This is a genomic window from Altererythrobacter sp. CAU 1644, from assembly GCF_029623755.1.
GTDB lineage: Bacteria > Pseudomonadota > Alphaproteobacteria > Sphingomonadales > Sphingomonadaceae > Erythrobacter > Erythrobacter arenosus.
This window is the reverse complement of sequence record NZ_CP121106.1, coordinates 1,469,261-1,490,702: the sequence shown is the minus strand read 5'-3', so window position 1 is coordinate 1,490,702 and position 21,442 is coordinate 1,469,261. Positions and strand designations below refer to the sequence as shown.

The following is a 21,442-nucleotide window of genomic DNA, read 5'->3' as shown; positions in this document are numbered from 1 at the left end:
AAGCCGCGGGCCGCACCATTTCGAATCGCTTAGAGCGGGGTTAGGCCAAGTTTATGGCTGCAACGTCTGCCACCGGGGCCAAGCCCACTCCCATGATGGAGCAATATCTCGCCCTCAAGCAGGAGGCGGAAGGCTGCCTGCTGTTCTATCGCATGGGCGATTTCTTCGAGCTGTTCTTCGACGATGCCCGCGATGCTGCAGGCGTGCTGGACATCGCGCTGACCTCACGCGGCGAACACGGCGGGGAGCCCGTGCCGATGTGCGGTGTGCCGGTGCATGCGGCGGAGGGCTATCTGGCGCGGCTGATCAAGGCCGGGCGCCGCGTCGCGATCGCCGAGCAGGTCGAAACGCCCGATGAGGCCAAGGCGCGCGCCAAGCGCGAAGGGACACCCTCGTCCAAGGCACTGGTCAAGCGCGATATCGTTCGCTTCGTCACGGCAGGCACCTTGACCGAAGAGGCGCTGCTTGAACCGCGCCGCGCCAACATGCTTGCAGCCATTGCGGAGGTGCGCGGAGCCATTGGCATTGCCAGCTGCGATATCTCCACCGGCGCAATGGTGCTCGAGGAATGCGAGCCCGGACAGCTTGGTGCGGTACTGGCACGGATCGGGGCGAGTGAACTGGTCGCGGCCGAGGAACTCGAATGCGGCATCGACGATGTGATCGAGCGCCCACGTCATGAATTCTCGAGCGACGACGGCGAGGCCCGGTTGAAGAAATTGCACGGCGTCGCCACGCTGGACGGGTTTGGCACCTTCTCACGGGCCATGCTGGCGGCAGCTGGCGGCCTCATCGCCTATCTAGAACACGTTGGTCGTGGCAGTTTGCCGCTGCTGCTCCCGCCCGCCCTGCGCGCGAGCGGGCAGGCCATGCTGATGGACGAGGCAACGCGTGCGAGCCTCGAGATTCTCGCTGCGCAGAACGGCGGGCGGGAAGGAAGCCTGATGGCGGCGATCGACCGCTGCGTGACCGGGGCAGGCGCACGGCTGCTGGCGGAAGACCTGTCATCCCCTTTGCTCGACCGCGCGTCGATCGAGGCGCGGCTGGCCCTGGTGCACTGGCTGCACGTCGATCCGCTCAATCGCGCACAATTGCGCGAGGCAATGCGCGCCGTGCCAGACCTGGGTCGCGCGCTCGGACGCCTGGTCGCCGGGCGCGGCAGCCCGCGCGATCTCGGCCAGGTGCGCGACGGACTCTCGGACGCGCGTCGCATCGGAGAGATGCTTGGCGCATTGCCCGACACGCCCGCACTGCTGGCCGAACTCTTGCCGCGGCTCACCGGACATGGCGCATTGACCGACTTGCTGGACCGAGCGCTGGTCTCCTCGCCACCCACAGAGCGCCAGAGCGGGGGCTATATCGCGGAAGGTTACGACGCCTCGCTCGATGAACTGCGCGCAATCTCGGGCAACGCCCGCCGCGCGATAGCCGCGATGGAAGCGCGCTATCGCGACGACACCGGCATCACTGCGCTGAAGATCAAGCACAACGGGGTGCTGGGGTACTTCATCGAAGTACCTGCGAAACATGCCGATGCGCTGATGGCGCCTGACAGCGGCTTTACCCACCGCCAAACCATGGCAGGTGCCGTGCGCTTCAACTCGGTCGCTCTGCACGAGGAGGCAACGCGGATCGCCGAAGCCGGTGGACGCGCACTTGCTGCCGAGGAGGCGCATTTCGAGGAACTGGTTGCCGAGGTTTGCGCCAGGGCAACTCCCATTGCGACCACCGCTGCCACCCTCGCCCGCATCGACGTCAGCGCCGGACAGGCCGAGCGCGCGGCCGAAGGGGGCTGGTGCCGCCCCGATATCGACGAGCGTCCGATGCTCGACATTACTGCAGGCCGACATCCAGTGGTCGAGGCGGCGTTGGCGCGGCAGGGCGAGCGTTTCGTCGCCAACGACTGCTCGCTATCGACCTTCGACCGTCTATGGCTGATCGGCGGCCCCAACATGGGCGGCAAGTCGACCTTCCTGCGCCAGAACGCATTGATAGTCCTGATGGCGCAGGCAGGCGGTTTCGTCCCGGCGGACAGCGCCACGATCGGGCTTGTCGACAGGCTGTTCAGCCGCGTGGGCGCATCGGACAATCTGGCCCGCGGGCGTTCGACCTTCATGGTCGAGATGGTCGAGACCGCTGCCATCCTCAGCCAAGCGAGCGAGCGGAGCTTCGTCATTCTCGACGAGGTCGGGCGCGGCACGTCGACCTACGACGGGCTGGCGCTGGCCTGGGCGGTGGTCGAAGCGGTGCATTCCACCATCCAGTGCCGCTGCCTTTTCGCAACGCATTACCATGAACTCGCGCGATTGGCGGACAGTTGTGAGGCGCTGTCGTTGCACCATGTCAGGGCACGGGAATGGAAGGGTGATCTCGTGCTGCTCCATGAACTGTCCGAGGGGCCAGCGGACCGGAGCTATGGCCTTGCAGTCGCACGGCTTGCCGGCGTTCCCAACCCCGTGGTGAAGCGGGCGAAGCAGGTGCTCGACAAGCTTGAGAAAGGTCGGGCCGAAACGGGCGGCCTCGCGGCAGGATTGGGCGAATTGCCGCTATTTGCGACCTTGGCCGACGAGGAAGAGGTCGATCCAGCGGATTCGGTGACGATTCGCCTGTCAGACACCGATCTCGACGCACTTTCTCCGCGCGAAGCACTTGAATTTCTTTATGAATTGAAGCGCATGGCGCAATCTACCGAAAGTTAACCGCCCCGCCGCTAATTTTCCGCACCATGCGGATCGAAATGCTCACCGATTCCAAGAAGGCCCTCTTCTTTGCGGGGGCGATCGTCTTTGGCGTGATCATGACCGTGGATTCGAATAGCGGAGAGACCGCCTTCGACGCGGCTGGTCCGGAGTATGCTTACGAGCCGCAAGACATCGTCGACGAGCGCGATCGCTCCGAACGCTTGTTCGGGCAGAGCGAAGACGCCGACCTTGGGCGCTACGGCGAGGAGTCCGACTACGAAGGCACGGATCCGGAAGGCTTCGATCCGACGCCAGACGATACCAGTCCGACCAATGCGATCTTCGAGCGGGACCCATTTGCCGGCTCGGTCAACGGGGCAATGATGCGCCCCGGCATCGACGGCCCGGATACCTAAGCAGCTTCCCGGTGCATTGCAGCCAAGTCTTGCGCCTTGTCCTTTTGGGTCAAGGCACTAGCCTAGCTTGATATGGCCGAAACCGACGACACCACCCAACCCTCAGACCCCAGCACCAAGATGGCGGAGGATCGCACGGATTGGGCGGAAGACCGCACGATCATGGCGCTCGAGCGGACTTTCGCCGGTTGGATGCGTACCTCCTTCGCAGCCATCGCCATCGGGATAGGGTTTCGTGCGCTGTTCGGGGAATTCGACCCGCCTTGGCTGGCCAAGGCGATCGCCACCGGGTTCCTGTTGCTGTCGATCCTGTTCGCGCTCGGTGCAGAGCGGAGAGCATGCCGCGCCTTCGATCGACTGACGTCGCACGCGGTTGACGCGCCCAAACTACCCAACATCAAGTTGATCGCTTATTCGATCTCGATTGGTGCAGTGCTCTTGATCGTAGCCTTCTGGGTGTTGAGCGACGGAACGCTCGCGCCTGACTAGGAGCCGTCGCCCGGCAAGTCGTCGAGCTTGTTGCTCTCGCCATACTTGTCGACGTTGTCGTCATGGTTGGGCTCGCCCGCGAAGGCATCCATATCGATGCGTCCGGAGCTCTCCATATCGCGCATGTGATCGATGGTGTCCTGGGTCGAATTGCCGAGAATATCGCTGCCATTCGGACCCTTCACGCTTTCCGTCGCACCGGCGACGGCATTGGCGTGTTCGCGCGCCTGCTGGGCGATATTATGTGCCTGGCTCATCGCATCGTCCTGTTCGCTATTGTGCGTTTCAGGCGCGAGTTCGGACTCGGTTTCTTTGATCTTGGGCATACCTTCGGTCATGCAAATTCTCCTTTGCCAGACCAACGGGCCAGCACGGCCAGCGTTCCGGTTAACCCTCGAACCTACCGATAGATAGGGAGAAACCGGACGCCGCCTGCACTTACCCTACCTTCTGGTAGGCAATCTGGATATTACCGTGTCGGAACAGGAGCTTCGCCTGAATAATCGTAGAAGCCGCGGCCCGTCTTTCGACCCAGCCAACCGGCCTCGACATACTTCACGAGCAACGGCGCGGGCCGGTATTTCGCGTCGCGCGTCGTCTTGTACAGCACCATGATGATGTCGAGACAGGTGTCGAGCCCCACGAAATCGGCCAGTTCGAGCGGTCCCATCGGATGGTTGAGCCCGAGGCGGCAGCCCTTGTCGATATCGGCGATGCCGGCGGTCGATTGACCAAGCACAAAGATCGCCTCGTTGATCATCGGCAGGAGGATTCGATTGACCACGAAGCCGGGTTCGTCCTGGCTCAGCACCACTTGCTTGCCCAGGTTTTCGGCAAAGGCGGTGATCCGGTCGGTGGTGTTCTGTGCGGTGGCAAGGCCGGGGATCACCTCGATCAATCCCATCACCGGCACTGGGTTGAAGAAGTGCAACCCGATGAAGCGCTGCGGATCGGGTGAATAGTTCGCCATCCGGGTGATCGGGATCGAGCTGGTGTTCGAAGCCATGATGGCGTCCGGCCCCAACATCTTGCCGGCAGCCTCGAAAATGCTCTTCTTGATCTCTTCGCGTTCGGTCGCCGCCTCGATGATGAGTTCGGCATCGGTCATGGGTGAGTAGTCGGCGACCGGCGTGATCCGCGTTAGTGTCGCTTCGGCATCGGCGGCTTCGAGCTTGCCGCGACCGACCAGCTTGGTCAGTGCCTTGTCGACGCTTTCCTTGCCCGCCTCGGCGCGGGCGAGATCGACATCCGACAGCAGCACCTGCATGCCATGCTGGGCGATAGTCTGGGCGATGCCCGTTCCCATCTGGCCCGCACCGATGACCGCGACTGTTCGCATCTGAAATCCCTTCGCACCTGCAGCAAAGTGCGCCTGTTAGCGGCTCGGCAAGGGTGTGGCTAGTGCTGTTTGGGCGGGTTTGCCCGACGCGCTATCGATTGGCGCCAGGGACCCATTTTACGTCGGCACACCCGTTGTCATTGAGCACTCGCGCGAGCACGAAAAGGTAATCGGAAAGTCGGTTGATATAGGCGAGTGCCTGCGGGTTTATCGGTTCACTATCGCCCAAGGCTACCACCGCACGTTCAGCCGCGCGGGATGCGGCGCGGGCAACATGCGTGCGGGCAGCGGCTTCACTACCGCCCGGCAGGACGAAGCTGGTCAGCGGCTCGAGCCCTTCGTTGAGCGCGTCGATCGCCTGCTCCAGCCACGCCACTTGGCTCGCGACGACCCGCAGCACCATTTCCGATGGCGCGAAGTCGCCGTCCTCGCTCGGCGTCGCAAGGTCGGCGCCGAGGTCGAACATGTCGTTCTGGATGCGGAAAAGCGCGGCAGCGTGTTCGCTTTCTCCGAGCGCGGCGGCTGCCAGCCCGATCGACGAGTTGGCCTCATCGACCTTGCCGATGGCGACGATGCGCGCAGAATGCTTCGCGGTGCGCGATCCGTCGACCAGGCCGGTCGAACCATCATCACCGGTGCGCGTATAGATCTTGTTGAGCTTGACCATGCGCCCTCCCCCGCAATCCGGGCAGGTTAGCGACTGATCATCAGGATGATGGCCACCACTACGACCGCCAGCGCCTGATACTTGATCCGGGCGAACATCGCGCGGTTCTGCATCAGCTGCATCTCGGTGATGTTCTCGCTGGTGTTGTTCTCCAGATCGACCTTGGTGGTCTGCAGAAAGGCGATGATGCCGCGCACGAGCGAGACGACGACCATCAGGCACAGGATGGCGAGAACGATGATGAGAAGCGTTGTCATGGTTGGTCCTATCTAGGGACTCCCAAGCGAAATTCCAGCGGGAAGGTTCCCCGCCCGCAATCGGTCCGCCAGTGCCAGCCCATCCTCGCCGGCTTCGCGCATTTCGGCAAGCGAGGGGCTTTCCCTGCGCTTGGCCAGCTTCTTGCCGGTTTCATCGAGCAGCAGCGCATGGTGATGCCAGCGCGGCACGGGCAGGCCGAGCAGCGCCTGCAGCAGCCGGTGAATGTGGGTGGCCGCGAATAGGTCGGCCCCGCGCGTCACCAGTGTGACCCCGTCCGCCGCATCGTCCAGCGTGGCCGCCAGGTGATAGCTCGCCGGCTCGTCCTTGCGCACCAGCACCACATCGCCGAACTGGAGGGGGTCGGCTGACTGCTCGCCCGCCAGCTCGTCGAACCAGGAGAGCTCGCCGACCTGCATCAGGGCCTTCTCGATATCGAGCCGCAATGCGGCAGGCCTGGCGGGATCCAGCAATCGTCCCTTGCAGGTCCCGGGATAGATCAGGCCGTCCGGCCCCAATCGCGGCTTGGCAGCCTCGATCTGCTTGCGAGTGCAGGTACAGGGGTAGACCAGCCCCTCTTGAACCAGGCGGGTCGCTGCTTCCTCATAGCTGGCCAACCGCGATGACTGGGCTGACACCTCGTCCCATTCCAGCCCCAGCCACTCGAGGTCACGGTGGAACTCGGCGGCCAGTTCTGGGCGGCTGCGCGCGCCGTCGATATCCTCGATCCGCAGCAGGAAGCGCCCGCCCCGCTCTCGCGCCAGGTCATGCGCAACGACGGCCGAATAGGCGTGGCCAAGATGCAGCATGCCATTGGGGCTAGGCGCAAAGCGGGTAACCGCCGCGCTTGACTCGAATTGCGATTCGCTCACGCTTTCAGTCAAATCCCTCTTGTGGAAAGCATCTTTGTAACGGGGTTGACGCTTTTGGCAGCAAATGATTCTCTGGCATCAGTCAGGGAGGGAGCCAAGATTTGTTCAAGGCCGAACTGATCGAACGGGCCGCGCGCTTTCGCAGCGCCGATGAAGATCCGACAAGGAACCTGTCGGCATGCCCTTCGCTCGTGCTCAATGCGGACTACACGCCGCTGTCCTATTACCCCCTCAGCCTGTGGCCGTGGCAGACGGCGATCAAGGCGGTGTTTCTCGACCGGGTCGATATCGTGGCGAGCTACGACCGCGAGGTCCATTCGCCCTCGCTCGACATGAAGATCCCGAGCGTAATCGCGCTCAGGCAATATGTGAAGCAGAGCGAGTTCCCCGCCTTCACGCGCTTCAACCTGTTCCTGCGCGACAGCTTTCAGTGCCAGTACTGCGGGAGCCACAGCCACCTGACCTTCGATCACGTGATGCCGCGCCGATTGGGCGGCAAGACCACCTGGGAGAACATCGTCACGGCCTGCGCGCCCTGCAATGCCAAGAAGGGTGGGCGTACGCCCCAGCAGGCCCAGATGCATCTCTATGAGAAGCCGATTCGCCCGACCAGCTGGCAATTGCAGCAACGCGGCCGACTCTTCCCGCCCAACCACCTCCACGAAACCTGGCGCGATTACCTTTACTGGGACATCGAGCTGGAGGAGTGAGGCTCAGATCCCACGAGATCAACGGAAAGATCTGCGCATGAATCTGTTGCCTGTGACGTTATCCGGGGCCACCTATTCCCACCAAGAGTCCAGTCGGTAGCGTTATTTAGACAGCCGGATCAGCAAGCTGCCGGATCGCTAGGGCCGGAGGGAATGCATCGATGGGAAATGGGGGAAACGAATGCTAATTTTTGCTCGGGCAATGGCCGTTTCGCTTGTCGCGGCTCTGGCTGTATTGCCATCGATGAGCGAGGCCGAAACCTCACCGCCCGCCGCTCAAACTGTGCGCGCACGGGATCTCGGCGTTCCCTTCGACGGGACACCTGGTCCGCTCAATGCGATCACCGATGTGCCGGGGATCGAAGTCGGGCACACCACGCTGATCGCGGGTGAAGGCAAACTGGTGACCGGCAAGGGACCAGTGCGTACGGGCGTGACCGCGATCCTGCCGCGCGGGAAGACCTATGATCCGGTCTATGCCGGCTGGCATGCGCTCAATGGCAATGGCGAACTGACCGGCACCACCTGGGTCGAGGAATCGGGCTGGCTCGAAGGGCCGGTGATGATCACCAATACGCACAGCGTCGGCACCGTGCGCGATTCGACCATCGAATGGGCGCACCAGCGCAAATTCTTCGCGCCGCTGGCGGGCGAACCAGATACCTTCTGGATGCTCCCGGTCGTAGGCGAGACCTATGATGGCGATCTGAGCGACATCAACGGCTTCCATGTGAAGAAGGAGCATGTCTTCGCCGCGCTTGACGGCGCGAAGGGCGGTCCGGTTGCCGAAGGCAATGTCGGCGGCGGCACAGGGATGATCACCCACGGCTTCAAGGGCGGGATCGGTACGTCGTCGCGTGTCGTGACCACCGGCGGCGGCGAGTTCACCGTGGGCGTGCTGGTCCAGTCCAACTACGGGATTAGGGACACATTCACCGTCGCAGGCGTGCCGGTCGGCCGGGAGATCACGGACCTCACCGCGACCTATGGCGATCATAACCAGGAAACGGGCTCGATCATCATCGTGATCGCCACCGATGCGCCCCTGTTGCCGCACCAGCTCAAGCGCGTGGCGCAGCGCGCGACCATGGGCGTCGCCCGCAACGGCTCCTACGCCTCAAACGGTTCGGGCGACATCTTCATTGCTTTTTCGACCGGCAACCCGGGCGCGTGGAGCAGGGAGGAAACGGCAAAGGTCGCGAGCCTGTCGAACGACTCGCTGAGCCCGATTTTCCGGGCGACCGTCGAAGCGACCGAAGAGGCAGTGATCAACGCCCTTGTCGCGGCGAAGACCATGACAGGCATCAACGGCAACACGGCGCACGCAATACCGCATGACCGCCTGCAAGCTGCGCTGCGCAAGTACGGGCGGCTGGTTGAACAGACGGGACCCGCGCCGAAGAACTGACTTGAGGTCCAGGCGAGGGTTCCGCGCCGCGCGGATCGCCTGCCCCTAGGTGACTGCCGCCCGTTCGCGGAACTCGGGCCGCTCCCACTCGCCGGTGCGCAGGACCTCGGCCAGATGCCGCGCCGCCTCGGCCATATCCTCGAACCGCAGATAGGCAGGGGCAAAGCCCAGCCGCAAGATATCGGGATCGCGGAAATCGCCGATCACGCCGCGCGCGATGAGCGCCTGGCAAATGGCGTAGGCTTCAGGGTGGCGGAAGGAGAGCTGGCTCCCCCGCTCGGCACTATCCTGCGGACTGACAAGCTCCAGCTTGAGATCCTGCTCGACGAGACATTCAAGAAAGAACTCTGACAGGGCGCGCGACTTGCCGAAAAGCCGGTCGACCCCGATCTCGGCGATCAGTTCGACACCCACTTCGAGTGCCGCGAGGCCGAGTATGGGCGAGGTGCCGCATTGCAGGCGGTCGATGCCCGGGGCGGGCGCATAGTCATCGCTGAACTCGAACGGCGCAGCATGCCCGAACCAGCCGGTCAGCGGCTGATGCAGCGCGGCATGGTGCCGCTCGGCAACGAAGGCATAGGCTGGCGCGCCGGGACCGCCGTTGAGATATTTGTAGCCGCAGCCGACGGCGAAATCCGCGTGGCAGGCATTGAGGTCCACCGGCATCGCGCCGCCCGAATGCGACAGGTCCCATAAGACCAGCGCGCCCGCGCCGTGTGCAGCGCTGGTCAGCCCTGCCATGTCGTGCATCGCGCCGCTCTTGTAGTGAACCTGCGTCAGCAGCAGCAGCGCCACGTCGTCGTCGAGCGCCCCGATCAGCTTGTCGCGCTCGGCCAGCCGACGCTCGGCCAGTCCCTGCCGTTCCAGTCCGGCAATCATGTAAAGGTCGGTCGGGAAGTTACCCGGCTCGCTGAGGATCACCTTCCTGCCTGAGCGCATATCGAGCGCGGCTGCAATCAGCTTGAACAGGTTCACGCTGGTGCTGTCACAAGCGACGACTTCGCGCGGACCCGCCCCGATCAGCGGGGCGATCTTGCCGCCGACGCGGCGCGCCGCGCTGATCCAGTCGGCATCGTTCCACGACCGGATCAGCCCCTCGCCCCATTCCTCGCGGATGACCTGCTGCATGCGCGCAGAGGTCGCCCTGGGCAGCGCGCCGAGCGAATTGCCGTCGAGGTAAATCACGCCATCGGGCAGATCGAACCGGTCGCGGTAGCCGCTCAGCGGATCGGCCGCGTCGAGTTCCCGCGCCCGATCAAGCATCGGGCAGTTCCCGCAACACAGCGCGCACGGGCGAGGCATCTCCGCCAACAATTGGCAGCGGCAGGGCGATGAGTTCGTAGCGCCCCGGCGCGATATCATCGAGCACCAGGCCTTCGAGCACGCGCATGTCCGCCGCCAACACCGCCATGTGCGCATCCATGGTCTTCGAATCCTGCGGGTCGAGCGATGGACCGTCCATGCCGACAAGGATTACGCCAGCATCGGCCAGCGCCCGGATCGTTGCCGGCGCGATGGCGGTGTGTAGCTCCTCCCAGCGATCATCTGGAAAGGCTTCGTAGCTACGGAACAGCACCCTGCGCGCACCGCCAAGGTCGACGACATGCTGCGGCTCGATCAGGTCGCCGCATTGACGGGCGTCGATTACCACGCATTCGCCGAGATAGGGTTCGAGCGTCACGCTGGCGATGTCGGGCGCACCTGCGGCATAGTGCAGCGGGGCATCCGCATGCGCGCCGGTATGTGTCGAGAGCGTCAGGGCCGAAACGTTGACCGGCGATCCCTCACCCATCTGCCAGGTGCCGGCCTGCTGGAACTCAGTATCGCCCGGCCACACGGGGATCCCCGGACGGAGGCGTTGGGAAATGTCCCAGATCCGCCTCTCCGCCATCAGATCGCAGTCCTGACGCTCAGCAATTCGGGGAAGAAGGCGCGTTTCAGCACGCCCGCGAGATAGGGCACGCCCGGCGTTCCCCCGGTCCCGGTCTTGAAACCGATGATCCGCTCGACTGTCTTGAGGTGGCCGAAGCGCCAGCGCTGGAAATGGTACTCGAGGTCGACCAGCTTCTCGGCCAGTTCGTACAGATCCCACAGCTTGTTGGGATGGCGATAGACCTCGGCCCAGGCAGCCTCGACGCTAGGGGAGTGTTCGTAGGGCGTCTCCACGTCACGCTCGAGGACCGATGGGTCGATCGCAAATCCGCGCCGTGCAAGCAGCCGCACTGCCTCGTCGTAAAGACTCGGTCGGGCGGCTTCCGCGCGGAGTTTTCCGGCGGTTTCCGGCACGGCTTCGTGGATCGCGATCATGTCCGGATTGCGCCCGCCGAGCATGAATTCCATCAAGCGGTACTGCGCCGACTGGAACCCGCTCGACGAGCCGAGATGCGGACGGATGGTCGAGTAGTCATGCGGCGTCATTGTGCTCAGCACGTCCCAGCTCTGGATCAACTGCCCTTGCGCGCGGGCCACGCGGGCGAGCATCTTGAAGGCAGGGCGCAGATTGTCCGCGGCGATATGATCGCGCGCTTCGGTAAGCTCGTGCAGGCACAGTTTGAGCCACAGCTCGCTCGCCTGGTGAACGATGATGAAAAGCATCTCGTCATGCGCGTCGGACGATGGGTGCTGCGCGGACAAGACCCGGTCGAGATCGAGATAGCTGGAGTAGGTGACGTCTTGACTCATAGGCGAGCCCTAACCCAGACTAGTAGCAAATGAAACTAGCTCTCGATGATCTGTGTCGAGGGGTGATGCTTGTCGAGGTGGCGTTTGACGATCTTGAGGTTGCGCGTGTTCGAACGGAACAAGAAGTCGGCCGCGTCGCCCACGATCGGTACTGCGCCCAGCGCAGTATCAAATGCGACGTTGCCAGCCATCCGCCACAGTTTCCACTTGGGCATCCCGAGATTGCGGGCCTCCCAGACGAGATAGGCGCCCATCGCGGTAGTGACGATCTCGCCGAGAACCGGAATCAGCCCGACCACCGCGTCCAGGCCGACCGGGTAATTGATGCCGGGAATGCGGAAGCTGCGTTCTAACAAGTTCTCCATCGCCTCGATCCGCTGGCGAACCGAATGAGGGTCGTTACCGGTTGGAATTGCCATGCCCATGGGGCGAGGACGCTCAGGGCCGTTCATCGGATTCTCCTTTCCCACCTAATTGGTGGGTTCCGCGAGCGGGGACAAGGGGTGCAGCACCCAGCCATTGTCTTCGAACCCGGCAATCGTCCCGCGCACGAGCGACCAGCGGATCGGCGCCCCGAAGGGAATGAAGATATTCGAAGCGCGCAGTTCCAGCTGCGCCTCGGCCAGAGTCGCCGATTTCTCGTTGAGGTCAGCCTCATTGAGCGATTCGGCGACCATCGCATCGGCTTGCGGCGAGCACGGGCCCGACCGAATACCGCAATTGAACTGGTTGAGGAACCAGCGCGGAGAGGCATAGCGGGCGACGCTATCGAACAGCTCCAGATCCCCTCGCTGGCCCGCGGCGGCGCGCCGTGCTGTCACGCCGATCGCCTGGAAGTCGCGCGCGATCCGTTCGAACAATTGGTCGCTACCGGGGCCTGAGGGAAGGCTGACCGAGACGACAGCGTTACCGCCTTGAGAGCGCGCCCAGCTCCCGATCCGATTGCGCGCATCGGCGCGGCGCTGCTCCATCGTCCAGTCCTCCCAGACCACGCGTTGTGGGACGACGTCGCCCCACAGCTCGCGCGGGACAATCTCGTAGGAAGGGCGCCAGCCGCCGATGCTGAAGGGCTGCATCATCGTATCGCGGTCGATCGCCATCGACAGGGCTTCACGCATGCGCGGATCGGCCAGCAATCCCTCGTTGCTCCGGACGAGCAGTCCGAACAGTCCGAGGGCAGGGTCGAGCCTGACGGTGCCACGGGTCAGGGGGCCGGTATCAACCAGCGGCAGTTCTGCCAGCCGCCCATTAAGGACCAGATCGACCTCCCCATTGGAAAATGCGGTTACCGCCTGACCGGCAGGGAGCGCGCGAAAGGTCAAATCGCGGCTGCGGCCGCGCCAGTCGTCGGCTGCTGGCAACCCACGCAGCTCCGGTGGCAAGAGGGCAAGGCGAGCGATGCTGCTGTTATCCTCGCGGGTGAGGGCGAAGGGCCCAGTCCCTTCCCCACCGCGGATCAGCCCCATCTCGGGTTGCGCCAGCAAGCGAAGGAATTCGGGCATCGGGCTCGACAGGCGGATTTCAATAACCCGCCCCGCCATCGCGCGGATGTCTGAGATCTTGGCGAGATCGTGCCCCAGCGACGTCCCTTCGAGCTGGCGGATATTCTCGCGCAGCAGGCGCTGGACGTCGCGTGAGGAAATCCGCTCGCCGCCCGGCCAGGTGGAGTCGCGCAGCTTGAAGATGTAGCTCAACCCGTCGTCGGTCACGAGCCAGCGTTCGGCAATCGCGGGAACGACTTGACCGGTGGCGTCGAAGCCGATCAGCCCTTCATGCGTGGCCGACCGCAAGTGTTGCGCGCCGTAGGACAGCCGCACGCCCTTCTGGAACAGGCTGGCGGGCTCGCCGATCACCGCCACATTGACCGGCCCGCCGCCGCCGGACTGGCCGCAAGCGGCGGTCGTCACAAGCAGCAGGAAGGCCAGCCAGAATCGCACCATGCGACCGGCGTTAGCAGCATGCGCAGCAAAGGTCAGCGAAGTTTGATCGCGATATCGCCCGTCAGATCGGGCGGTACTTCTCGTGCCGGGTCGAGCCGCCCGGGCGCTCGACAATGGCGCTTTCAAGCGAACGGCTGGCGGCGCTGTTGAAATAGACGTGCTTGGCGTGTTCGCAATCGACCTCGACATCGAATGCCACGCCGAACCGATCGCCCTGCACCCAGGCAACGGTTCCGTTGACCGGCTCGAGTCCGCGCAGGGTTATGGTAACTCGCGAACCGAGTACGACCCGCGCCTCTCCGGCGCCCATCATGCCGCCAGGCGACAGGTTGCGTACCTTGATACGGTAGTTCGCAACCACGTTCTCGACCCGCATGTCCGCCATCATGATCAGGCTTTCACGGGCCAGATTCCGAGTTTCTACACCAGCCATGTCTGATCGAGATCCTTACCAAAATCCTCGCGTTAAGCACCAATACGCCCATCATCGGACGTATGTTTGGGAAGCTAACCCGAAGAGCCTAAGGAAGCTTTAACCTAAACCTTCGCGGCACCGCTGGTCGCAGCGCGCAGCGGGTCTCAAGACAATATCTGGGTGGTGGAAGAACTCGCGCCTCAATCGTCGCGCGAGATCTTCTCCTTGCGCTCGTGCGCTTCCTGCGCCTCGACCGTCATGGTCGCGACCGGACGCGCGATCAGGCGCTTCAGGCCGATCGGATCGCCGGTTACTTCGCAATATCCGTACTCGCCTTCGTCGATCCGGCGCAACGCCGAGTCGATCTTGGAAATCAGCTTGCGCTGCCGGTCACGCGTCCGCAGTTCGATCCCCCAGTCGGTCTCGCTCGATGCGCGGTCATTGAGGTCGGGCTCACGGATCGGGCCATCCTGCAAGGCATGCAAGGTCTGGTCGGCCGCGCTGTGGATCGAGCGCTTCCATTCGATCAGCAGCATGCGGAAATAGTTCTGCTGCTGCTCGTTCATATAGGGCTCGTCCTCACTCGGAACGTAGTCCTCGGCGAGCATGCGCTTTGCTTTAGCGAGAATGTCGATGTCGTTAGACGCCGCAGTGGCCATTTGGTCCTCGTACCCCAATCGCTAACCTGTCAGACCGTCCAATAGTGACGCCCCGGATTTTTCCGGTAGCGCGGTCCGACCCCAGGCTTTGGTCGATTGGCGCGCCTATAGGCGGGGCCGGATTGCCATACAAGACGGTTTGACCGGGAAGTCCTTTAGCGTGGAAAAATTAATCATTACGGAACGCCCAAAAGCGATGAATTCATCGGTGAGCGCCTCCTGCGCAGCGCGCTCCTCGATCATTTGCCCGGATAGCATGATGAATAATTGCATCACCAATTAACCATTTGTTGACCATGTTGGGGCGATCTCCGGGTCAGGCAGTCAGCGCAAAGGGGGCTCGGGCTGCCGACCACAGGGGGACCAAATATGGAACTGAAGGGTATCGATGGTGGCGCAGCCACGGAACTGAAGACAAACCAGGGCGACCTGCTGGTCGCGCGCTGCCTTGCCGCTGCGGCGCAAGGTGACATCTCGGCCTATTTCGACCTAGGCGTCGCTTTCTCGACCGGCAGCCATGGCGCCGATTGCGACCTGATCGAAGCGCACAAGTGGTTCAACCTCGCCGCTTCGAAGGGTCACGAGGAAGCAAGCTGGTGCCGCGCCGACATCTCCGACGAGATGTGCGCACGCGAAATTGCCGAAGCCCAGCGCCGCGCGCGCGAATGGCTGGCCGACGAACGCCGCAAGGCCGCCTGAAATTCGCCTTTAGCCCTTCTTGAAGGGCGTTCTCATGCCGAGGTAATTCTGGTCGAGTGCAACGCCTTCGCGTTCTCGCTCGAGAAAATCGGCAACAGCTTCACTGAAGGATGGGTTGGCCAGCCAGTGCGCCGACCAGGTTTTGACCGGTTCATAGCCCCGCGCGAGCTTGTGTCCGCCCTGGGCGCCGGCTTCGACCCGGTCCAGTCCCAGCTCAATCGCCAGATCGATTGCCTGATAATAGCAAAGCTCGAAATGCAGGAAGCGCTTGTCGAGCGTGCACCCCCAATAGCGCCCATAAAGCGCATCGCTCCCGATAAAATTGAGCGCACCGGCGATCGGCTGACCTTCGATCTGCGCCAGGATCAGGACCAACCGGTCGGCCATCCGTTCGCCGAACAGGCTGAAGGCCTCGCGCGTCAGATAGGGTGAGCCCCACTTCCTGGCCCCGGTATCCTGGTAGAAGATCCAGAAGGCGTCCCAGTGGTGTGGCTTGATATCGTCGCCGGTCAACCGAACGATCTCGACACCTTCCTGCGCCGCAGCGCGCTCCTTGCGCAGGCTCCGGCGCTTGCGCGATGCGAGCTCGCCGAGAAAATCGTCGAAACAGCCGTAGCCGCGATTGTGCCAGTGGAACTGGATATCGCTGCGCATCAGCCAGCCGGCCTCTTCGAACAGGTGCAGTTGGGCGTCCTCGATGAATGTCGCATGCGCCGATGACAGACCGTTCTGATGGCAAACGATGGACGCCGCCTTGAGCAGTTGCGGGGCAAGGCTCTCGTCCTTCAGCAGCAGCCGCGGACCGTTGGCAGGGGTGAAAGGCGCCGCGATCTGCAGCTTGGGGTAATAGCGCCCCCCGGCCCGCTCGAGCGCGTCGGCCCAGGCGTGGTCGAATACATATTCGCCCTGGCTATGTCCCTTGGCGTAGCTCGGCATGGCCGCGAGCAGCTTTCCCGCGTCATCCTCGATCACGATCGGCACGGGATCCCAGCCGGTACCGCTACCCACGCTGCCCGAATCTTCGAGTGCGCTGAGGAATTCATGGCTAACGAAAGGATTGCGATAACCGCCCAAGGCATTCCATTCGGCGGCATCGAACGCGCCGACCGAGGGCGAGAGTTTGACGGTCAGCTCTTCGCTGCTCATGCCAGCCCGGCGCCCTCGCTGATGAGCGCGTCGGTGCAAGTGAGTGCACGCGCGCGGGTCTCGGGCGAATTCACCGTCCAGGTGAGGACAGGCAGACCCTTGGCGCGCAGTCCAGCCACCCATGGATTGGGCAGCGCCGCGATATGATAGGCGAGAAACTGCGGCCGCGCGATCGCGAAGGCCAGCCGCCGCTGCCACGCCTGCTGCGTATAGCCGTGCTCGTCTTCACGCATGACCAAGCCATAGGGCGTGCCTGTTGAACTGCGCCGAAACCAGCGCGAGACCCGCGGGTCGAAGCTCATCACCGCATGGGGGCCGCGATAGTTGGCGAGCGCCTCTGCGACCAGCTTGCAGGTGTGTTCGACATCATAGCCGCGCTTCGACTTGATCTCGATCAGCAGCGGCGCCTGGCCGTTTACTTCACCGAGCAGGTCCGACAGCGTGGCCGGGCTTTCGTCGCTGTCGAGATAGCGCAACTCACGCAGTTCGAGCGCAGTGCGCCCTTCGGTGAGCCCCTCGGTACCGGTGAGCCGCAGCAGGTCCCAATCGTGGAACACCATCAGCGATCCGTCGGCGCTGCGCTGGATATCGCATTCGATGCCCATCCCGGCCGCGATCGCCCGCCGCGCACCCTCGAGCGAGTTTTCGGGTATGCCGTTCCCGTGCAGGCCGCGATGGGCATATTCCCATTGCGTCAGCCAGTCGGGAGCGGTCCTGCCAGTCACGCGCGAACGGCAACCACCGCATCGACCTCGACCGCGACGCCGAGCGGCAGCGACGGAGCGCCGACTGCAGCGCGCGCATGCTTGCCCGCCTCGCCGAACACCTCGAGCATTAGGTCGGACGCGCCGTTCACCACCTTGGGCTGGTCGGCGAATTCGGGAGTCGAATTGACGAAGCCGCCAAGTTTCACGATCCGCTCCACCCGGTCGAGCGAGCCCAGGGCGGCTTTCAGTTGGGCGAGGATCATCAAGCCGCAGCCACGCGCTGCCTTGACCCCGTCATCGAGCGAAACATCGTCGCCCAGGCGGCCCTTGAGCAATTGGCCGTCGACAAAGGAGACCTGGCCCGAGACATAGGCGAAGCCGCCCGCGACCACGACCGGCACATAGCTCGCCACCGGAGCGGCTGCCTCGGGCAGGGTAATTCCCAGTTCTTCCAAACGCGCGTCGATGCTCATCATTGGTCCTTTTCAAGCTCGCCGAGCAGCCAGGGAAGCGCCTCGGCCCAGTTGTCGATCCGCGCATGGGCGTGCCCCGCTTCATGGGCGCAGGGAATGCGCCCGGCGATCATGGGTTCGCCGCACAGGTGCAGCCGGGTCAGGTGCGGCACCGTCTCGGCGGCTGATTGATGGTGCTGGGCCAGATCGTCGATGAAGATCGCGTGCGAGGGGGCGTATTCCTCGACGATTGCCTTGAGCGTCGGCCCCTTCGGGCCCTGATTGGTGAAGACGCGCACATGCACGCCATGGTCGGCCAATTGCCGCGCCCGGTTGTCGCGGCGCTTGTCGAGCAGGTTGGTAAGGATGACCACGTCGCAATCCTCGGCCAGCCGGTTGATGCCGTGCACTGCGCCGTCGATTGGCATCTGGCGATGCATCTCCGTATCGAAGAAACCGTTGAGCAGGCGCCAGACGTCGTCATGTGCGACCAACTCGTCGCTTTCCTTCCACCGCATGGCAGTGCCGAAGTTGTTGCCGACGAGATTGAACGACACGCCCTGGCTTTCTTCGAGCCAGTCCTTGAAGGGCGCGACCATGTGCAGCAGCACTTCGTCGCAATCGCTGATGATCAGCGGGCGACTCATCGGGCCAGTTCCCGGTGCGCGGCGACCAATTCCTCGGGCGTGACCGCCATCGCCTCGGCGCAGCGGATCAGGTCCGGCTCGTGATTGGCGAGGAATTCCAGCACCGATGCCTGTACGCCACGTTCCGAGAGGCTTGTCCGCAAGGTGTCCGGATCGAGGCCGGTGAGCGAGAGAAACCGATCGGCCCGATCGCCGTCCTGCAGCACCCAGCCGAGCGCTGCCAGCGCCAAGGTGGAAGGTTCGGCGCCGGTATCCTTGGGGGATTCAGTCGAATTGCGAATTGTGGGGTTCATTCCATTAATCTAGTTAGGTGCCGAATGTGGGAGCGCTAGTGCCAGTGGCAAAGAGAATCCTGGTTGTCGAGGACAACGACCTCAACCGGAAATTGTTCTGCGATGTTTTGAAGGCCAATGGATTCGAAGTCGAGCCGGAAGCCGACGGCGAGCAGGCGCTCGACACTGCGCGGCGCGTGTCGCCCGATCTCATCATCATGGACATCCAGCTGCCCAATGTTTCGGGCGTCGACCTGATCGAGCAGGCCAAGCGGGACTTGACCCTGCGCGAGATCCCGGTGCTGGCAGTGACCGCCTATGCCGGCAAGGGCGATGAAGAGCGCATTCGCGATGCGGGCGCGGCGAGCTATCTTGCCAAGCCGGTCTCGATCGTGCCCTTCATGAATGCGGTGAAGGCCCTGCTCTGAAAAACCCCATTAAACCAAAGGATTGCCCCGAGGGCGGTCCGGCCCGCGGAACCTGCCGGTAGGCTCAAAGCTTGACAAGCGCGGCCAACAACCGCTTTTCCGCCGCAATAACGTGGCAGGCGCCGCCAGCCGACGAGATCTGAGAAAGAGAGTTCACACATGGATCGTGCCGAAGTCGACACCCGCATCCGCTCGCTGATCGAGCCATTCAACAAGAAGGGCGTCGAGATCAGCGAAGCCACCACCTTCGCGGGCGACCTTGAATTCGACAGCCTGACGGTGATGGATTTCGTCGCCGAGATCGAAGACGAATTCGATGTGATCATCAGCATGAACCAGCAGGCCGAGATCGAGAATTACGGTCAACTGGTCGACGCCGTAACCAAGCTCCAGGACAACTGAGAGGCGCCCCCAGCATGAGCGAAGGCATCAGCCAACCCGACCAGCCGGTCGCAATCGAAGGCGAGGGGAAGGATCTGTTCTCCAAGTTCGACGACCTGATCCAAATGCGCGAGGGCCTGCTCGCGAGCGGGGTCGAGGATCCGTTCAACCTGGTGATGGAGAAAGTGCTGTCGCCGACGCGCGCGATCTGCAACGGGCGCGACACGATCCTGCTCGGCACCTACAACTACATGGGCATGACCTTCGATCCCGACGTGGTCGAGGCAGGCAAGCAGGCGCTGGCCGATTTCGGTTCGGGCACCACCGGCAGCCGCGTGCTCAACGGCACCTACCAGGGTCACAAGGAGTGCGAGGAAGCGCTCAAGGAATTCTACGCCATGGATCATGCCATGGTGTTTTCGACCGGATACCAGGCCAACCTCGGGATCATCTCGACTATCGCCGGCAAGGGCGATTACATCGTGCTCGACATCGACAGCCACGCCTCGATCTGGGACGGCTGCGCGATGGGCAATGCCGAAGTTGTCCCGTTCAAGCACAACGACATCGAGGCAATGGAAAAGCGCCTCCGCCGTATTCCCGAAGGTGCGGGCAAGCTCGTCGTGCTCGAGGGCGTCTACTCGATGCTCGGCGACGTTGCCCCGCTCAAGGAAATGGTTGCGGTTGCCAAGAAATATGGCGCGATGGTGCTGGTCGACGAAGCGCACTCGATGGGCTTCATCGGCGAACACGGTCGCGGCGTTGTCGAAGACCAGGGCGTGATCGATGATGTCGATTTCATCATCGGTACGTTCTCGAAGAGCGTGGGCACGGTTGGCGGCTTCTGCGTTTCGAACCATCCCAAGTTCGAGATCATGCGGCTGGTCTGCCGCCCCTATGTCTTCACCGCTTCGCTGCCGCCTTCGGTGGTGGCAACTGCGGCGACCTCGATCCGCAAGCTGATGCACGGCTCGAACAAGCGCGCCCACCTGTGGGAGAATTCGAAGAACCTGCACAAGGGGCTAGCCGATCTCGGCTTCCAGCTTGGTACAGAGGAACCGCAAAGCGCGATCATCGCGGTGATCATGCCCGATCTCGAGCGCGGCGCGGCGATGTGGGAAGCGCTTCTGAGGGAGGGCCTCTACGTCAACCTTGCGCGCCCGCCGGCAACGCCCGCCAACATGACGCTGCTGCGCTGCTCGCTGTGCGCCGAACATACCGAAGAGGAAGTCAACACCATCCTCGGCATGTTCGAACGCGCCGGGAAAGCGGTCGGGATTATCTAATCTGCAGCGACGCCATGTCGGACCGGCTTCACCGGGATGCGGAGATAAGCGATCCCATTGTCCTCGGCCTCGGGAAATTTCCCGGCCCGAATGTTCACCTGGATCGAGGGCAGTAACAGGCGCGGCACGGCCAGACCGGCGTCACGCGCTTCGCGCATGGCGACAAACTCATCCTCGCTTACGCCGTCGTGCACGTGGACGCTGCCGCGCCGCTGCGCACCCACGGTGGTTTCCCATGCGAATTCGTCGCGGCCCGGTGCCTTGTAATCGTGGCACATGAACAGCCGTGTCTTTTCGGGCAGGTCGAGCAGCTTGCGGATCGATCGGTAAAGCTGGCGTGCGTCGCCGCCGGGGAAGTCCGCGCGTGCGGTGCCGTAGTCAGGCATGAACAGCGTGTCCCCGACGAAAGCCGCGTCCCCAATCAGATAGGCAACGTCGGCGGGCGTATGACCGGGAACATGCAGGACCTCGACCTCGAGCCCGCCGACTTCGAACCTGTCGCCGTCATCGAACAAGCGGTCGAAGTCGCTCCCGTCGGTGGTTTGTCCGGCAAGAGCAAAGACCGGCCGGAAGATCTTCTGGACCTCGGTGATGTGCCGGCCGATCCCGATCCTGGCGCCGGTCTGCTGCTTGATGAAGGGTGCAGCGGAAAGATGGTCGGCATGGGCATGGGTTTCGAGCACCCATTCAATGCTTATGCCCTCCTCCCTTGCTGCTGCGAGGATGGCTTCGGCCGAGCGCACATCCGCCTCGCCCGAGGGGAGGTCAAAATCGAGTACGGGATCGATCACGGCACCGGATTTGGTCTCCTCGTCCCATGCCAGATAGCTGACAGTGTAGGTCGGCTCATCGAAGAAGGCGCGGATTGCGGGGGTCTTCATCTTGGTCTCC

27 protein-coding genes are annotated in these 21,442 nt (G+C 63.2%); 9 read left to right on the top strand and 18 right to left on the bottom strand.

The features are described 5' to 3' along the window. Nucleotides 1-53: 53 nt before the first annotated feature. From mutS to P7228_RS07385, 3 genes are all read left to right on the top strand, one after another. A complete protein-coding gene (gene mutS, locus P7228_RS07395) occupies nucleotides 54-2,699 on the top strand; it encodes a DNA mismatch repair protein MutS (RefSeq protein ID WP_278017569.1) in 2,646 nt (881 codons plus the stop codon). A gap of 38 nt (nucleotides 2,700-2,737) precedes the next feature. Then, nucleotides 2,738-3,097 (top strand): hypothetical protein, encoded by a 360-nt coding sequence (locus tag P7228_RS07390; protein WP_278017568.1) that lies wholly within the window; start codon nucleotides 2,738-2,740, stop codon nucleotides 3,095-3,097. Nucleotides 3,098-3,169: 72 nt separating this feature from the next. After that, on the top strand, nucleotides 3,170-3,586 hold the full coding sequence (locus P7228_RS07385) for a YidH family protein (protein WP_278017567.1): 417 nt from the start codon (nucleotides 3,170-3,172) through the stop codon (nucleotides 3,584-3,586). Here the strand turns inward: P7228_RS07385 and P7228_RS07380 are convergent. From P7228_RS07380 to gluQRS, 5 genes are all read right to left on the bottom strand, one after another. Further along, nucleotides 3,583-3,924 carry a hypothetical protein gene (locus P7228_RS07380; RefSeq protein ID WP_278017566.1) on the bottom strand — a complete coding sequence of 114 codons (342 nt, stop codon included), beginning with the start codon at nucleotides 3,922-3,924 and terminating at the stop codon, nucleotides 3,583-3,585. The genes P7228_RS07385 and P7228_RS07380 overlap by 4 nt on opposite strands. Before the next feature lie 131 nt (nucleotides 3,925-4,055). Next, nucleotides 4,056-4,925: a 3-hydroxyacyl-CoA dehydrogenase NAD-binding domain-containing protein gene (locus P7228_RS07375; protein ID WP_278017565.1), complete on the bottom strand. Its 870-nt coding sequence runs from the start codon at nucleotides 4,923-4,925 to the stop codon at nucleotides 4,056-4,058. 91 nt (nucleotides 4,926-5,016) lie between these two features. Continuing rightward, nucleotides 5,017-5,592, bottom strand: coding sequence for a cob(I)yrinic acid a,c-diamide adenosyltransferase (locus P7228_RS07370; protein ID WP_278017564.1), 576 nt, complete (start codon nucleotides 5,590-5,592; stop codon nucleotides 5,017-5,019). Between the two features lie 26 nt (nucleotides 5,593-5,618). Further along, nucleotides 5,619-5,849, bottom strand: a complete 231-nt coding sequence (locus P7228_RS07365) for an HIG1 domain-containing protein (RefSeq protein ID WP_278017563.1) — start codon at nucleotides 5,847-5,849, stop codon at nucleotides 5,619-5,621. Between the two features lie 12 nt (nucleotides 5,850-5,861). Continuing rightward, nucleotides 5,862-6,719, bottom strand: a complete 858-nt coding sequence (gene gluQRS / locus P7228_RS07360) for a tRNA glutamyl-Q(34) synthetase GluQRS (protein WP_278017562.1) — start codon at nucleotides 6,717-6,719, stop codon at nucleotides 5,862-5,864. Nucleotides 6,720-6,820: 101 nt separating this feature from the next. On the opposite strand from gluQRS, the gene P7228_RS07355 reads away from it, so the two are divergent. Both P7228_RS07355 and P7228_RS07350 read left to right on the top strand, forming a co-directional pair. Beyond that, nucleotides 6,821-7,429: an HNH endonuclease gene (locus tag P7228_RS07355; RefSeq protein WP_278017561.1), complete on the top strand. Its 609-nt coding sequence runs from the start codon at nucleotides 6,821-6,823 to the stop codon at nucleotides 7,427-7,429. 181 nt (nucleotides 7,430-7,610) lie between these two features. Next, entirely contained in the window at nucleotides 7,611-8,837 is a 1,227-nt protein-coding gene (locus P7228_RS07350) for a DmpA family aminopeptidase (RefSeq protein ID WP_278017560.1), read from the top strand. Nucleotides 8,838-8,882: 45 nt separating this feature from the next. Here the strand turns inward: P7228_RS07350 and kynU are convergent, their stop codons facing one another. The 7 genes from kynU to dksA all read right to left on the bottom strand — a co-directional run bounded on the left by kynU (nucleotide 8,883) and on the right by dksA (nucleotide 14,533). Beyond that, the gene (gene kynU, locus P7228_RS07345) at nucleotides 8,883-10,100 is read right to left on the bottom strand and encodes a kynureninase (protein ID WP_278017559.1); all 1,218 of its coding nucleotides are present in this window, start codon (nucleotides 10,098-10,100) and stop codon (nucleotides 8,883-8,885) included. Further along, nucleotides 10,093-10,728, bottom strand: coding sequence for an arylformamidase (gene kynB / locus P7228_RS07340; RefSeq protein ID WP_278017558.1), 636 nt, complete (start codon nucleotides 10,726-10,728; stop codon nucleotides 10,093-10,095). The genes kynU and kynB overlap by 8 nt, the downstream gene beginning before the upstream one ends. Further along, entirely contained in the window at nucleotides 10,728-11,519 is a 792-nt protein-coding gene (locus P7228_RS07335) for a tryptophan 2,3-dioxygenase (protein ID WP_278017557.1), read from the bottom strand. Before P7228_RS07335 ends, kynB begins: the two co-directional genes overlap by 1 nt. Nucleotides 11,520-11,554: 35 nt before the next feature. Then, nucleotides 11,555-11,971 (bottom strand): DUF4112 domain-containing protein, encoded by a 417-nt coding sequence (locus tag P7228_RS07330; RefSeq protein WP_278017556.1) that lies wholly within the window; start codon nucleotides 11,969-11,971, stop codon nucleotides 11,555-11,557. A gap of 18 nt (nucleotides 11,972-11,989) precedes the next feature. Next, nucleotides 11,990-13,459 carry an ABC transporter substrate-binding protein gene (locus tag P7228_RS07325; RefSeq protein ID WP_278017555.1) on the bottom strand — a complete coding sequence of 490 codons (1,470 nt, stop codon included), beginning with the start codon at nucleotides 13,457-13,459 and terminating at the stop codon, nucleotides 11,990-11,992. 61 nt (nucleotides 13,460-13,520) lie between these two features. After that, nucleotides 13,521-13,892 carry a PilZ domain-containing protein gene (locus P7228_RS07320; protein WP_278017554.1) on the bottom strand — a complete coding sequence of 124 codons (372 nt, stop codon included), beginning with the start codon at nucleotides 13,890-13,892 and terminating at the stop codon, nucleotides 13,521-13,523. 182 nt (nucleotides 13,893-14,074) lie between these two features. After that, on the bottom strand, nucleotides 14,075-14,533 hold the full coding sequence (gene dksA / locus P7228_RS07315) for an RNA polymerase-binding protein DksA (RefSeq protein ID WP_278017553.1): 459 nt from the start codon (nucleotides 14,531-14,533) through the stop codon (nucleotides 14,075-14,077). Nucleotides 14,534-14,902: 369 nt separating this feature from the next. Here dksA and P7228_RS07310 point away from each other — a divergent pair, with 369 nt between their 5' ends. Then, on the top strand, nucleotides 14,903-15,232 hold the full coding sequence (locus P7228_RS07310; protein WP_278017552.1) for a hypothetical protein: 330 nt from the start codon (nucleotides 14,903-14,905) through the stop codon (nucleotides 15,230-15,232). 9 nt (nucleotides 15,233-15,241) lie between these two features. On the opposite strand, the gene P7228_RS07305 is transcribed toward P7228_RS07310, so the two are convergent. Genes P7228_RS07305 through P7228_RS07285 form a run of 5 tightly spaced genes read right to left on the bottom strand, consistent with a single transcriptional unit; the run spans nucleotide 15,242 to nucleotide 18,477 of the window. Next, the gene (locus P7228_RS07305; protein ID WP_278017551.1) at nucleotides 15,242-16,378 is read right to left on the bottom strand and encodes a GNAT family N-acetyltransferase; all 1,137 of its coding nucleotides are present in this window, start codon (nucleotides 16,376-16,378) and stop codon (nucleotides 15,242-15,244) included. Continuing rightward, a complete protein-coding gene (locus tag P7228_RS07300; RefSeq protein WP_278017550.1) occupies nucleotides 16,375-17,103 on the bottom strand; it encodes a glycerophosphodiester phosphodiesterase family protein in 729 nt (242 codons plus the stop codon). Before P7228_RS07300 ends, P7228_RS07305 begins: the two co-directional genes overlap by 4 nt. After that, nucleotides 17,100-17,561 carry a RidA family protein gene (locus P7228_RS07295; RefSeq protein ID WP_278017549.1) on the bottom strand — a complete coding sequence of 154 codons (462 nt, stop codon included), beginning with the start codon at nucleotides 17,559-17,561 and terminating at the stop codon, nucleotides 17,100-17,102. The genes P7228_RS07300 and P7228_RS07295 overlap by 4 nt, the downstream gene beginning before the upstream one ends. Continuing rightward, on the bottom strand, nucleotides 17,558-18,184 hold the full coding sequence (locus P7228_RS07290) for an HAD family hydrolase (protein WP_278017548.1): 627 nt from the start codon (nucleotides 18,182-18,184) through the stop codon (nucleotides 17,558-17,560). The genes P7228_RS07295 and P7228_RS07290 overlap by 4 nt, the downstream gene beginning before the upstream one ends. Next, nucleotides 18,181-18,477: a DUF3572 domain-containing protein gene (locus P7228_RS07285; protein ID WP_278017547.1), complete on the bottom strand. Its 297-nt coding sequence runs from the start codon at nucleotides 18,475-18,477 to the stop codon at nucleotides 18,181-18,183. The genes P7228_RS07290 and P7228_RS07285 overlap by 4 nt, the downstream gene beginning before the upstream one ends. Before the next feature lie 44 nt (nucleotides 18,478-18,521). On the opposite strand from P7228_RS07285, the gene P7228_RS07280 reads away from it, so the two are divergent. The 3 genes from P7228_RS07280 to spt all read left to right on the top strand — a co-directional run bounded on the left by P7228_RS07280 (nucleotide 18,522) and on the right by spt (nucleotide 20,551). Continuing rightward, nucleotides 18,522-18,884 (top strand): response regulator, encoded by a 363-nt coding sequence (locus P7228_RS07280; protein ID WP_278017546.1) that lies wholly within the window; start codon nucleotides 18,522-18,524, stop codon nucleotides 18,882-18,884. Between the two features lie 159 nt (nucleotides 18,885-19,043). Next, nucleotides 19,044-19,286 carry an acyl carrier protein gene (locus tag P7228_RS07275; RefSeq protein ID WP_278017545.1) on the top strand — a complete coding sequence of 81 codons (243 nt, stop codon included), beginning with the start codon at nucleotides 19,044-19,046 and terminating at the stop codon, nucleotides 19,284-19,286. A gap of 14 nt (nucleotides 19,287-19,300) precedes the next feature. After that, nucleotides 19,301-20,551, top strand: coding sequence for a serine palmitoyltransferase (gene spt, locus P7228_RS07270; RefSeq protein ID WP_278017544.1), 1,251 nt, complete (start codon nucleotides 19,301-19,303; stop codon nucleotides 20,549-20,551). Here the strand turns inward: spt and P7228_RS07265 are convergent. Next, nucleotides 20,548-21,432 (bottom strand): MBL fold metallo-hydrolase, encoded by an 885-nt coding sequence (locus P7228_RS07265; RefSeq protein WP_278017543.1) that lies wholly within the window; start codon nucleotides 21,430-21,432, stop codon nucleotides 20,548-20,550. The genes spt and P7228_RS07265 overlap by 4 nt on opposite strands. Nucleotides 21,433-21,442: the final 10 nt, after the last annotated feature.